The sequence below is a fragment of the Pseudonocardia sp. D17 genome (assembly GCF_036984265.1).
GTDB lineage: Bacteria > Actinomycetota > Actinomycetes > Mycobacteriales > Pseudonocardiaceae > Pseudonocardia > Pseudonocardia benzenivorans.
The window spans coordinates 65,560-78,673 of record NZ_BPRG01000047.1 but is presented as its reverse complement, the minus strand read 5'-3'; the positions used below and the strand labels follow the sequence as shown (position 1 = coordinate 78,673).

General features: G+C 74.5%; 8 protein-coding genes. 7 read left to right on the top strand and 1 reads right to left on the bottom strand.

Translation table 11 applies throughout. The features are described 5' to 3' along the window. The first annotated feature begins 87 nt into the window (after nt 1-87). Genes PSD17_RS09675 through PSD17_RS09660 form a run of 4 tightly spaced genes read left to right on the top strand, consistent with a single transcriptional unit; the run spans nt 88 to nt 7,643 of the window. A complete protein-coding gene (locus PSD17_RS09675) occupies nt 88-1,317 on the top strand; it encodes an acyl-CoA dehydrogenase family protein (RefSeq protein ID WP_013676089.1) in 1,230 nt (409 codons plus the stop codon). Then, nucleotides 1,310-2,539 (top strand): acyl-CoA dehydrogenase family protein, encoded by a 1,230-nt coding sequence (locus PSD17_RS09670; RefSeq protein ID WP_339122420.1) that lies wholly within the window; start codon nt 1,310-1,312, stop codon nt 2,537-2,539. Before PSD17_RS09675 ends, PSD17_RS09670 begins: the two co-directional genes overlap by 8 nt. Beyond that, complete coding sequence (locus tag PSD17_RS09665) at nt 2,536-5,796, top strand: acetyl-CoA carboxylase family protein (RefSeq protein ID WP_339122419.1); 3,261 nt, start codon at nt 2,536-2,538, stop codon at nt 5,794-5,796. Before PSD17_RS09670 ends, PSD17_RS09665 begins: the two co-directional genes overlap by 4 nt. Before the next feature lie 50 nt (nt 5,797-5,846). Next, on the top strand, nt 5,847-7,643 hold the full coding sequence (locus tag PSD17_RS09660; protein ID WP_339122418.1) for an acyl-CoA dehydrogenase: 1,797 nt from the start codon (nt 5,847-5,849) through the stop codon (nt 7,641-7,643). A gap of 114 nt (nt 7,644-7,757) precedes the next feature. Here PSD17_RS09660 and PSD17_RS09655 read toward each other — a convergent pair whose 3' ends face one another. Next, nucleotides 7,758-8,240 carry a hypothetical protein gene (locus PSD17_RS09655; protein ID WP_041759899.1) on the bottom strand — a complete coding sequence of 161 codons (483 nt, stop codon included), beginning with the start codon at nt 8,238-8,240 and terminating at the stop codon, nt 7,758-7,760. A gap of 188 nt (nt 8,241-8,428) precedes the next feature. Between PSD17_RS09655 and PSD17_RS09650 the strand changes: the two genes are divergently transcribed. From PSD17_RS09650 to PSD17_RS09640, 3 genes are all read left to right on the top strand, one after another. Next, a complete protein-coding gene (locus PSD17_RS09650) occupies nt 8,429-11,029 on the top strand; it encodes an MFS transporter (RefSeq protein ID WP_445261002.1) in 2,601 nt (866 codons plus the stop codon). A 26-nt stretch (nt 11,030-11,055) separates the two neighbouring features. After that, nucleotides 11,056-11,529, top strand: a complete 474-nt coding sequence (locus PSD17_RS09645; RefSeq protein ID WP_049803453.1) for a MarR family winged helix-turn-helix transcriptional regulator — start codon at nt 11,056-11,058, stop codon at nt 11,527-11,529. A gap of 404 nt (nt 11,530-11,933) precedes the next feature. Then, nucleotides 11,934-13,079 (top strand): thiolase family protein, encoded by a 1,146-nt coding sequence (locus tag PSD17_RS09640; protein WP_013676082.1) that lies wholly within the window; start codon nt 11,934-11,936, stop codon nt 13,077-13,079. Nucleotides 13,080-13,114: the final 35 nt, after the last annotated feature.

Below are 13,114 nucleotides of genomic sequence, written 5' to 3'. Positions count from 1 at the left end.
CCCCGTTCGGAGGCTGTTCACACCTGGATGCCCGCCCGTTCTCGGCAGCGCGGGCCGCGTCGTCGTACGGTCGGCGGGCCACGGTCAATGACGGACGCTGACGGACGCTGCACGGGGGGACCATTGAGCACGGGCGCCGACGCGGAACGGGTGCAGGAGGCGGCCCGGGCCGTCGTCGCGGAGCACGACCCGCGCCGGGTCGCCGCGCCGGAGTTCCTCGGCGCCTGCTTCGACGCGGGACTGTCGTGGGTGCACTTCCCCGAGGGGCTCGGCGGGCTCGGCGTCTCGCGGGGCCTGCAGGCCGTCGCCGACGCGGTGCTGCAGGGCGCCGGTGGCCCGGTCCCGTTCTGGCTCAACCCGATCGGCTACGGCATGGCCGCGCCGACGATCAGCGAGCACGCCCGCTCACCGGAGCTGGCCCGCGGCTGGCTGCGTCCGCTCGCGACGACGGAGGACATCTGGTGCCAGCTCTTCTCCGAGCCGGGCGCCGGATCGGACCTCGCCGGTCTCGCGACGAGTGCGGTGCGCGACGGTGACTCGTGGGTCGTCAACGGGCAGAAGGTGTGGACGAGCCTCGCGCACCGGGCCCGCTGGGGGCTGCTGCTCGCGCGGTCGGACCCCGACCAGCCCAAGCACCGCGGGCTCACCTACTTCGTGCTCGACATGACCGCGCCCGGCGTGCGGACCCGGCCGTTGCGCCAGATGACGGGGCAGGCGGAGTTCAACGAGGTGTTCCTCGACGACGCCCGCATCCCCGACGAGCACCGCCTCGGTGCCGTCGGCGACGGCTGGCGCGTCGCGATGACGACGCTGATGAACGAGCGGTCCGCGATCGGCGCGGGATCGGCGGAGCGGGGCTCGGGCACCATCGGCGACGCGCTGTCGCTGTGGGCCGACCGTCCGCACCGGCGCACGCCCGTCCTGCGCGACCGGTTGGCCGGGCTGTGGGCCCGCGCGGAGGCACAGCGGCTCACCGCCGCCCGCGCCCGCCGGACCGCCACCGCGGGCTCACCCGGACCGGAGGGCTCGGTGAGCAAGCTCGTCGCCGCGGAGCTCAACCAGGACGTCTACGAGTTCTGCATGGACCTGCTCGGACCGGAGGGCACGCTCTACGGGTCCTACGAGGTCCGCCGCGAGGGCGGCCGTGACGCGGACTGGCGGGGCGCGGTGCAGCAGCGGTTCCTGCGGTCGCGGGCCAACACGATCGAGGGCGGCACGTCGGAGGTGCTGCGCAACATCCTGGGGGAGCGCGTCCTGGGCCTGCCGGGCGAACCGAGAACCGACTCCGGGCCCTGGAAGGAGGTCCCCCGTGGCTGAGTCGACCACCACGCCGGCCACCACGGCTCCGGTCGCCACCGACGTGCCCGTCGAGTTCGACGTGACCGACGAGCAGCGCGAGCTGCGTGCCGCGGTGCGCAGGTTCTGCGCCGAGCAGTCCGACGAGGCGGCCGTCCGCCGGCACATGGAGTCCGAGGTCGGGTACGACCCCGCGGTCTGGGCGCGGCTGGGCGGCGAACTGGGCGTGCTGGGCCTCGCCGTCCCCGAGGAGCTCGGCGGCGCCGGGGCCGGGCTCGTCGAGCAGGCGATCGTCGTCGAGGAGCTGGGCGCGGCGCTGCTGTGCGGACCGGTGCTCGGGACGATCGGGCTCGCGCTGCCCGCGCTCGTCGCGGCGACGCCGGGGCCGCTGCGCGACGAGCTCGTCCCGTCACTGGTCGACGGCACCCGCACCGCCGCGCTCGCCGCCCCCGAGCACGCCGGGCTGTTCGACGGGCACGCGATCACCGTCGGTGCCGTCCACGCGGGCGACGGCTGGGAGCTCACCGGCGTGGTGAACCAGGTCGTCGACGCCCCCGGGGCCGACCTGCTGCTCGTCGCCGCGAGCGGGCCGGAGGGCGTCGCACTGTTCGCGGTGCCCGCCGCGATCGAGCAGGTCGAGGTCGAACCGCTCACGACGCTCGACCTCACCCGACGGCAGGGCACCGTGCGGCTGCGCGAGGCGCCCGCCCGGCTGCTCGCGGGCGCCGACGAGATCGACGGCGTCCTCGGCCACGCCTTCTACGTCGGCTCGGCGCTGCTCGCCGCCGAACAGGTCGGCGGCGCCCAGCACATGCTCGACGCCACCGTCGCCCACGCCCGCGAACGCCTGCAGTTCGGCCGGCCGATCGGCTCGTTCCAGGCGGTCAAGCACCGGCTCGCCGACATGCTGGTGCAGGTCGAGCACGCCCGGTCGACGGCCCAGCACGCCGCCTGGGCCCTGCAGAGCGGTGCGGACGACCCGTTCCTCGCGACCAGCATCGCGCAGGCGACCTGCTCCGACGCCTACTACCGGGTCGCCGCCGACGCGATCCAGCTGCACGGCGGGATCGGGTTCACCTGGGAGCACCGGGCGCACCTGTACTACAAGCGCGCCGTCACCGACGCGGCCCTGCTGGGCGGCGCGGAGATCCACCGCGACCGGATCGCCGCGGCCGTGCTCGACCACGTCGTCGCCACCCCCGGTGTCCCGCCGGTGGCCGACGGCAGGCCCGCGCCGTCGTGAGGCTGTCGGGGAAGGTCCTGGTCGCCAACCGGGGCGAGATCGCCGTCCGCATCCTGCGCGCGGCCGCCGAGCTGGGAGTGCCCGCGGTCGCCGTCGCGTCGTCCGACGACGCCGACGCCCCGCACGTGCGCGCGGCGTCCGAGATCGGCGCCGAAACCGTCGCGCTCCCGGGCTCGGGCCCCGCGGCCTACCTCGACGTCGACGCGGTCGTCGCCGCGGCGCGCGACAGCGGGTGCGACACCGTCCACCCCGGCTACGGGTTCCTCAGCGAGAACCCCACCCTCGTCCGGGCCTGCGAGGCGGCCGGGCTGCGGTTCGCCGGACCGCAGGCCGAGGTGCTGGAACGCTTCGGGGACAAGACCCGCGCCCGGCAGGTCGCCGCGGCCGCGGGCGTCGCTGTCCCGGAGGGCACCGACGGTCCCGTCGACCTCGACGGCGCCGCCGCGTTCCTGGCCGGGCTCGGGCCGGGCGCGCACGTCGTGCTCAAGGCCGTCTCGGGTGGCGGCGGGCGGGGCATCCGGCCCGTCCTCGACCCCGCCGACCTGCCCGCCGCGTTCGCCTCCGCCGCCCGTGAGGCGGCCGGCGCGACCGGGGGCGACGGCGTCTACGTCGAGCGGTACGTCGCCGGCGCGAGGCACGTCGAGGTCCAGGTCGTGGGCGACGGCACGCGGGTCGTCGCGGTGGGGGACCGGGACTGCAGCGTGCAGCGTCGCCACCAGAAGCTCGTCGAGATCGCGCCGGCCCCCGCCCTGCGCGCCGAGGTCCGCGCCCGCCTGGCGGGGGCGGCCGTCGCGATCGCGGGTGCCGACTACCGCGGGCTGGGGACGGTCGAGTTCCTCGTCACGCCCGACGGCGAGTGGTTCCTCGAGGTCAACCCGCGGCTGCAGGTCGAGCACACCGTCACCGAGGAGGTAACCGGCCTCGACCTCGTCGCCGTCGGGCTGCGGATCGCGGCGGGCGCGAGCCTGGCCGACCTGGGCCTCGACGGGGCCGCGCCCGCGCCACGCGGCACCGCCGTGCAGGTGCGCGTCACCACCGAGACCGTCACCCCGGACGGCCTGCGGCCCGCGGCCGGCACGATCACCGCGCTGGCGCTGCCGTCGGGTCGCGGGGTCCGGGTCGACGCCGCCGCGCACGTGGGGCAGCGGACCAGCGCCCGGTTCGACCCGTTGCTGGCCAAGGTGATCGCCCGCGGTGCCGACCTCGCCGCGGCACTGGCGGTCGCCCGTCGCGCGCTCGCCGAGACGGTCGTCGCGGGCGTGGACACCACGGTCGGGCTGCTGCGCGCGGTGCTCGCCGCCGACGACTGGGTGCCCGGGCAGTCGGGCACCGACTGGTTCGACGCGCACCTCCCGGCCCTCGCGGCCGCGGCCGCGGGGCTGGTCCCGTCGGCCGGACCCGCCCCCGCTGCCGCACCCGTTCCCGGTGCCGGCGGACCCGCGGCGCCCCCGCCCGCAGGCACCCTGGCCGTCGCCGCGCCGACCACCGGCACCGTGGTCGCGGTCGAGGCGGGGGAGGGCGACGAGGTCGCGGCCGGCGCGGTGCTGCTGGTCCTCGAGGCGATGAAGATGGAGCACCCGGTGCTCGCTCCCGCCCCGGGCGTCGTGCGCCGCGTCGACGTCACGGTCGGCGACACCCCGGCCGCAGGCGCCGCCGTCGTGCACCTCGAGGAGCGCGCCGGCGCCGGTGCCGACACGGCCGCGACCGACGAGATCGACATCGACCACGTCCGCGACGACCTCGACCAGGTCCTGCGCAGGCGTGCGGTCGGGCTCGACGCCGCCCGTCCCGACGCCGTCGAGCGGCGCAGGCGCGCGGGCAGGCGCACCGCGCGGGAGAACCTCGACGACCTCGTCGACGACGGCACCTTCGTCGAGTACGGGGCGCTCGCGATCGCGGCCCAGCGTCGCCGGCGCAGCGTCGACGACCTCGTCGAGCGCACGCCGGCCGACGGCATGGTGGCGGGCACCGCCGACGTCGGCGGGCACCAGGTCGTCGTGATGTCCTACGACTACACCGTCCTCGCCGGCACCCAGGGCGCGCACAACCACAAGAAGAAGGACCGGCTGTTCGAGCTGGCCGAGAAGCGGATGCTGCCGGTCGTCGTGTTCTGCGAGGGCGGCGGCGGCCGCCCCGGCGACACCGACGGCAGCTGGGTCTCCATGCTCGACGTCCCCGCCTTCCACCTGTTCGGCAGGCTCTCGGGACGGGTGCCGCTCGTCGGGATCGTCGCCGGGTACTGCTTCGCGGGCAACGCCGCGCTCGCCGGCTGCTGCGACGTCATCATCGCCACCGAGGACGCCAACCTCGGCATGGGCGGGCCCGCGATGATCGAGGGCGGCGGCCTGGGCGTCGTCGCGCCGGGCGAGATCGGCCCGATGCGCGACCAGGTGCCCAACGGCGTCGTCGACGTGCTCGTCGCCGACGAGGCGGAGGCCGTCGACGTCGCGCGCCGGTACCTGTCGTACTTCCAGGGACCGCGAGCCCGGTGGGAGGCCCCCGACCAGCGCCTGCTGCGGCACGCCGTCCCCGAGAACCGGGTCCGGGTGTACGACGTGCGCGCCGTCGTCGACGGGCTCGCCGACGTCGGGTCCGTGCTGGAGCTGCGCCGCGGGTTCGCGGCCGGCATGGTCACCGCGCTCGTGCGCGTCGAGGGCCGGCCGATGGGCCTGATCGCCAACGACCCGACCCACCTCGGTGGCGCCATCGACCGCGACGGCGCCGACAAGGCGGCGCGGTTCATGCAGCTCTGCGACGCGTTCGGGCTGCCCATCGTCTCGCTCGTCGACACGCCGGGGTTCATGGTCGGGCCGGAGTCCGAGCGCACCGCGACCGTGCGGCACTTCGGGCGGATGTTCGTCGTCGGTGCCAACGTCGACGTGCCGATCGGCATGGTCGTGCTGCGCAAGTGCTACGGGCTCGGCGGGCAGTCGATGGGCGGCGGCTCGACGAAGTCGCCCGCGTTCTGCGTGGCCTGGCCGACCGGTGAGTTCGGCGGGATGGGCCTGGAGGGCGCGGTCCGGCTCGGCTTCCGCAAGGAGCTGGCGGCCGTCGAGGACCCCGCCGAGCGCGACGCCCTGTACCGCAAGCTCGTCGCCGAGATGTACGAGCAGGGCAAGGCCACCAACACCGCGAGCGTCTTCGAGATCGACGACGTCATCGACCCGGTCGAGACGCGCCGCTGGATCGTCGAGGGCTTCCGGTCCTACCACCCGGCCGACATGGGCGAGCGCCGCCCCAACGTCGACACCTGGTGACCGCGAGCGGCCGCTGGTGATCCGCGGCCCCGGGGTGGCACGGTGTGGGCGTGCCCTCGCTGCTGCTCTCGCGTCCGGACCTCGACTTCCTGCTCCACGACTGGCTGCAGGTCGAGAAGCTGACCGCGCGGCCGCGGTTCGCCGCCCACGACCGCGACACCTTCGCGGCGGTCCTCGACCTCGCCCACGACGTCGCGACCGAGCACTTCGCCCCGCACCGCAAGATCTCCGACAGCCGCGAGCCCGAGTTCGACGGCGAACGCGTCCACCTGCCCGACGAGGTCGGCGCGGCGCTGCGGGTGCTCGCCGACACCGGCATGATCGGGGCGACGATGGACGAGGCCGTCGGTGGGATGCAGCTGCCGCACACCGTCGCCCAGGCGTGCTTCCTGTGGCTGCACGCGGCGAACGTCGGCACCGCCGCATACCCGTTCCTGTCGGTTGCGAACGCGAACCTGCTGCTCGCCCACGGGTCCCCCGAGCAGATCGACACGTGGGTGCGGCCGATCGTCGAGGGCCGCTTCATGGGCACGATGTGCCTGTCCGAGCCGCAGGCCGGGTCGTCGCTCTCCGACGTGACGACCCGCGCCGAGCCGCAGCCCGACGGGACCTACCGGCTCACCGGTACCAAGATGTGGATCTCCGGGGGCGACCACGAGCTGTCGGAGAACATCGTCCACCTCGTGCTCGCCCGCGTCCCCGGTTCGCCCCCCGGCGTCAAGGGCATCTCGCTGTTCGTCGTGCCGCGCTTCCTCGTCGCGCCCGACGGGTCGATCGGCGAGCGCAACGACGTCGTCCTCGCCGGGTTGAACCACAAGATGGGCTACCGCGGGACGGTCAACACGCTGCTGAACTTCGGCGAGGGCCGGCACACCCCGGGCGGGCGAGCGGGTGCCGTCGGGTACCTGGTCGGCGAGCAGAACCGCGGGCTCGCGCAGATGTTCCACATGATGAACGAGGCGCGGGTCGGCGTCGGCGCGGGCGCGACGGCGCTCGGCTACGCCGGCTACCTGCACGCCCTCGACTACGCCCGCTCGCGGCCGCAGGGCCGGCCGGTCGCGGCGAAGGACCCCGCCGCACCGCAGGTCCCGATCATCGCCCATGCCGACGTGAAGCGGATGCTGCTCGCGTCGAAGAGCTACGTCGAGGGCGCCCTCGCGCTGGTGCTCTACTGCGCGCGGCTGCTCGACGAGGAGCAGACCGCCGACGACCCCGCCGACCGCGAGCGTGCCCACCTGCTGCTCGAGATGCTCACCCCGGTCGCCAAGAGCTGGCCGGCGCAGTGGTGCCTCGCCGCCAACGACCTCGCCATCCAGGTGCACGGCGGCTACGGCTACACCCGCGAGTACGACGTCGAGCAGCTCTACCGCGACAACCGGCTCAACGCCATCCACGAGGGCACGCACGGGATCCAGGCGATCGACCTGCTGGGGCGCAAGGCCGTCATGCAGGGCGGGGCAGGCCTGGCCCTGCTCGCCGAGACGATCGCGGCCACGACCGGCCGGGCCGCCCGGGCCGACGGTCTCGCCGCCGAGTTCGCCGGAGCCCTCGACGCGGCGGTCGCCCGGATCGTGGCGGTGACCGCGACGCTGTGGGCGGTCGGCGACCTCGAGGTGACGCTGGCGAACGCGTCGGTCTACCTCGAGGCGGTCGGGCACGTCGTCGTCGGCTGGCTGTGGCTGGAGCAGCTGCTGGCCGTCGGCGACCGGACCGACGACCTCGCGCAGGGCAAGCGGGCCGCGGCCCGCTTCTTCCTGCGCCACGAGCTGCCCCGCACCGGGCCGTGGCTCGACCTGCTCGCGAGCGCCGACCGGACGACGGTGGAGATGCGGGACGCCTGGTTCTGACCGGCGTTCCGATCCGCGTCGTCCGTTCCGGCACCGGCCGCCGCGGGCGGCCGGACCCGGCCCGCCGCGGTGCGTCCGCCGAGGTGCTCCCGCCGGCCGCGGGCCGGCCCCGGCTCAGCCCGCCGCGTCGAGGTCGCGCTCCACGCGGTCGAGCGCGGTGCGGATGGTCTCGGCGTAGCCGGCGGTCGCCTCGTCGTCGGGCAGATCGCCCATCCGCGCCCGGGCGGCCGCGACGTGGTCGCGGGCCCCGGCCGCGTCGCCGAGGCGGCGCAGCACGTCGGCCAGGTTGAGGTGCAGCGACGGGTAGAACCCCGCGATACGCAGCGACGGATGGTGGGCCTGTGCGCTCGCGTCGGTCGCCTCCGCCGCCGCGGCGAGCGCCCGCCGGTCCCACATCAGCTCCGCGTGCGGGTCGGGCTGCACGTCGGCCGCGTAGTGCGCGAGCACGCACCGGTGGAACGGGTCCCCGGCCGGGTCGGCGAGCTCGGCCCACAGCGCGTCGAACTCCGCGGCGGCCGCCTCGACGTCGCCCCGGCGGGACCGCTCGACGGCCGCGGTGATGCGCTCCATCACCGGTGGGGTCTCGGTTCGCTCCATGCCCCGGGACGGTAGCGACGGCCCCCGACAGAACCGTCGCGGCGACCGTCGACCATGACCGCTACCTGGACCGCGCGCCATCTGTGAGGGGGGCCACCGGCCGAAGCGGACGAATCGCATCGTGCGCTGATGCAATTTCTCTTAGTGTAAAGCAACTAAATTTCACGACGATTGACGTAGGAACGGTGGTGCACGTGGCGCCTGCACAGTCGACGGTGCGGGAGGCGGACCCGATCGCCGGGGAGGCCGAGCCCGATCCGCGCTACAAGTGGATAGCGCTCTCGAACACGACGCTCGGCCTGCTCATGGCGACGATCAACTCCTCGATCGTCCTCATCGCGCTCCCCGACATCTTCCGAGGGATCGGGATCGACCCCCTCGGACCCGGCAACACCAGCTACCTGCTGTGGATGATCATGGGCTTCCTGGTCGTCACCGCGGTACTGGTCGTCGGGTTCGGCCGGCTCGGGGACATGTACGGCCGGGCCAAGATGTACAACCTCGGCTTCGCCGTCTTCACGGTCTCCTCGATCTTCCTCGCGATCACGTGGCAGCACGGTGACGCCGCGGCGATCTGGCTGATCGTCTGGCGTGTCGTCCAGGGTGTCGGCGGCGCGTTCCTGATGGCGAACTCGAGCGCGATCCTCACCGACGCGTTCCCCGTCCGCCAGCGCGGCATGGCGCTGGGCATCAGCGGCGTCGCCGCGATCGCAGGCTCGTTCCTCGGCCTGGTCATCGGCGGCCTGCTCGGCCCGGTGAACTGGCACCTCGTCTTCCTGGTGTCCGTGCCGTTCGGCGTGTTCGGCACGATCTGGGCCTACATCAAGCTGCGCGACACCGGCATCCGCAAGCGCGCCAAGATGGACTGGTGGGGCAACGCGACGTTCGCGGTCGGCCTCATCGCCGTCCTCGTCGGCATCACCTACGGCATCCAGCCCTACGGCGGCCACACGATGGGCTGGACCAGCCCGCTCGTGCTGTCCTGCGTCATCGGCGGCGTCGTCGTGCTGATCGCGTTCGGGGTCATCGAGACGAAGGTCGCGGTGCCCCTGTTCGAGCTGTCGCTGTTCCGGAACCGTCCGTTCACCCTCGGCAACATCGCGAACCTCCTCGCCTCGCTCGGCCGCGGCGGCCTGCAGTTCATGCTGATCATCTGGCTGCAGGGCATCTGGCTGCCCCAGCACGGCTACAGCTTCGAGCAGACGCCGCTGTGGGCGGGCATCTACATGCTGCCGCTGACGATCGGCTTCCTCGTCGCCGCGCCGCTGTCGGGCGTCCTGTCCGACCGCCTCGGCACCCGGTGGTTCACCAGCGGCGGCATGGTCGTCTCGGCCGCGACGTTCCTGCTGCTGGAGATGCTGCCCGTCGACTTCGACTACTGGGCCTTCGCGGCGCTGCTGCTGGTCAACGGCATCGGCATGGGACTGTTCGCCTCGCCCAACCGGGCCGAGATCATGAACAGCCTGCCCGCGGGGTCCCGCGGCGCCGGCGCCGGGATGACCGCCACGTTCCAGAACTCCGCGATGGTGCTGTCCATCGGGCTGTTCTTCAGCCTGATGATCGCGGGCCTGGCGACGAACCTGCCCGGGGTCATGGAGTCGGGGCTGCTCCAGCACGGCGTCCCGGCGGCCGACGCGTCCCGGATCGCCGACCTGCCGCCCGTCGGCGTGCTGTTCGCCGCGTTCCTCGGCTACAACCCGATCCAGCAGCTGCTCGGCGGCGTCCTCGGCCAGATCCCGGCCGACCAGGCGTCGTTCCTGACCGGGCGCAGCTTCTTCCCGAACCTCATCTCGCAGCCGTTCTCCGACGGCCTCGCGGCCGCGTTCCTGTTCGCGGTCATCGCCTGCCTCGTCGCCGCGGTGGCGTCGTTCCTCACCGGCAGGCGCCCGGTGGCCGAGGCCCGGCACTCGCAGGACGCGCCGCGCGAGACGGTGGGCGCGGAGCTGGCCGCGGTCGCGGGCGAGGCCGGCGGGCTCAGCGAGCTCGTCGACGAGTCGCAACCCCGCTCGCGGGGACCCGTCCCGGCCGGGGAGGTCGTCGGCCGGGTGCTGGCGGCCTACGGCACCGAGATCGACGACGGCGTCGTCGTCGTGACGGCGGGCGACGGCAGCCAGGTCGGCCGCGCGCTCGTGGGACCCGACGGCAGCTACTCGCTACGCGGGCTGGCCCCCGGCACCTACACCGTCGTCGCGACGGCCCCCGGCTTCCAGGCCGACGCCGCCGCGGTGACGCTCAACGGCACCGGCGTCGAGCGTGACTTCAGCCTGCAGGGCGGGGGAGCCGTCCAGGGCGTCGTGCGTCCCGTGCTCGCCGGGTTGGCGGCGACGGTGCTGGCCACGGACGCGGCGGGCCGCGTCGTCGGGCGGGCCGAGACCGCCCCCGACGGGTCGTTCGCCCTCGCCGGCCTGCCGTCGGGGGAGACCACGCTGACCGCGAGCCTGCCCGGCCGCCGTCCCCGTGCTGCGACGGTCCGGGTCGGACTCGGCGCCCCCGCGGTCGTCGAGCTCGAGCTGGCCGACGCGCTGACCCGGCTAGGCGGCGTCGTCACCGGCCCGAACGGCACGCCGCTGCCCGGCGCGACGGTCACACTGACCGACGCGCACGGTGACGTGGTGGCCGCGACCGTGAGCGGCCCCCAGGGCGAGTACTGCGTGGAGGGACTGCACCCGGGCAGCTACACCGTGACCGCGTCCTTCGGCGGTCCGACGGCCCAGCGCGTCGACCTCGCCGGTGACGGTCCCGCCCACCTCGACCTGCGGCTCGGCGCCACGCCGGCCACCGCGGGCTGAGGCACGTCGTGGCCACCGCACCGGCAATGACGCCGGTCGCCGCGGGCGCCGACGTCGTCGGGGTCTCCGACGACGTCGCCGAGCTCGCGGGCAGGCTGCGCATCGCGCTGAGCCGGCTCACCCACGCCCTGCGTGCCCCCGACGACGAGGCGGGCCTGACCCCGACCCGGATCGCGACGCTGTCGATCCTGGAGACGGCAGGCCCGCTCCGGGTCGGTGCGCTCGCCGAGCGCATCGGGATCAGCCCGCCGACGATGACCCGGCTCGTCGACTGCCTCGGCGAGCTGGACCTCGTCCGTCGCGACCCCGACCCCGACGACCAGCGCGCCACCCGGGTCAGCCTGTCCGCGGGCGGCAGCGCCCTGCTGGGGCGGTTGCGCCACCGCGGGACGGGGCTGCTGGCCCGTCGGATCGCGGGACTCGACGACGCGGGCCTGGTGACCCTCGCCGCCTCGGTCCCGCTGCTCGAGCAGCTCGCGGAGACGACGGTCGCGCCCTGACACCGGGCCGCCCGGCCGCCGGCCCCAGGCCCTCGCGCGCAACCGCACTGCTCTTCTGCGCCGCCCGGCCGACCGTGAGGTTGCGGCCGGGCTGCAGCGCGCAACCTCACGGTCCTGCCGGGCGTCTCGGCCGACCGTGAGGTTGCGCCCGGGCTCCTGCGCGCAACCTCACTCACTGCTGCTGAACCCCGGCAGGGGAGCGGTGAGGTTGCGGGTGGCCGGGCGGCGTGGGGCCGGGCAGGTGCGCGAAGAGTCGGCGCCGTCACAGTCGGCGCCGTCACAGTCAGCGCCGTCACAGTCAGCGCTGACTGTTCGGCTGCTAGCGTCGGGGCACGGCGGCGCGGCCGACGCACCGCCCGGCCCGATCGGTCGACTCGGGCAGCCGACAGGAGCAGGAGGCGGACGTGCGCGATGCGGTGATCGTCGAGGCGGTGCGGACCCCGGTCGGGCGGCGCAAGGGAGGGCTCGCGGGCGTGCACCCCGCCGACCTCTCGGCGCACGTCCTGCGCAGCCTCGCCGAGCGCAGCGGCGTCGACCCGGCCGTGGTCGACGACGTGATCTGGGGTTGTGTGTCCCAGTCCGGCGAGCAGACCTTCGACATCGGCCGCACGGCGGTGCTGTCGGCGGGCTGGCCGGAGACCGTCCCCGGCGTGACGGTCGACCGGCAGTGCGGGTCGAGCCAGCAGTCGATCCACTTCGCCGCGGCCGGGCTGATCGCCGGCCAGTACGACGTCGTCGTGGCCGGCGGGGTCGAGTCGATGACCCGGGTGCCGATGGGCTCCGCCTCGAACGGCGCCCGCCCCTTCGGCACCGACTTCGACGCCCGCTACGGCGGCGTCACCCCCGACCAGGGCATCGGCGCCGAGATGATCGCCGAGCGGTGGGGCTTCTCCCGTACCCAGGTCGACGAGTTCTCGCTGGCCAGCCACGAGAAGGCTGCGCACGCGCAGGACGAGGGCCGCTTCGAGGGCCAGATCGCGCCCGTCACCACACCCGACGGCACCGTCGTCTCCGCCGACGAGGGCATCCGCCGCGGTGGCACGCTCGAGACGCTCGGTGCGCTCAAGACGGTGTTCCGGGAGGACGGCGTCGTCACCGCGGGCAACGCCTCGCAGATCTCCGACGGTTCCGCGGCGCTGCTGATGACGACGTCGGAGAAGGCGGCCGAGCTGGGCCTGACGCCGATCGCGCGGATCCACACCGCGGTGCTCGCCGCGGCCGACCCGGTGATCATGCTGACGGCGCCGATGCCCGCGACGGAGAAGGCCCTCTCCCGCTCGGGCCTGTCGATGGACCAGATCGGCGTGTTCGAGGTCAACGAGGCCTTCGCGTCGGTGCCGCTGGCGTGGCTCGCCGACATCGGCGCCGACCCCAAGACGCTCAACCCCAACGGCGGTGCCATCGCGCTGGGCCACCCGCTCGGCGCCTCGGGTGCCCGGATCATGACGACGATGGTCCACCACATGCGGGACAACGGAATCCGCTACGGGCTGCAGACCATGTGCGAGGGTGGCGGCCAGGCCAACGCGACCATCGTCGAGCTGCTCTGAGCCTGCGCCCCGCCCGTACCGCCCCGCCCGTACCA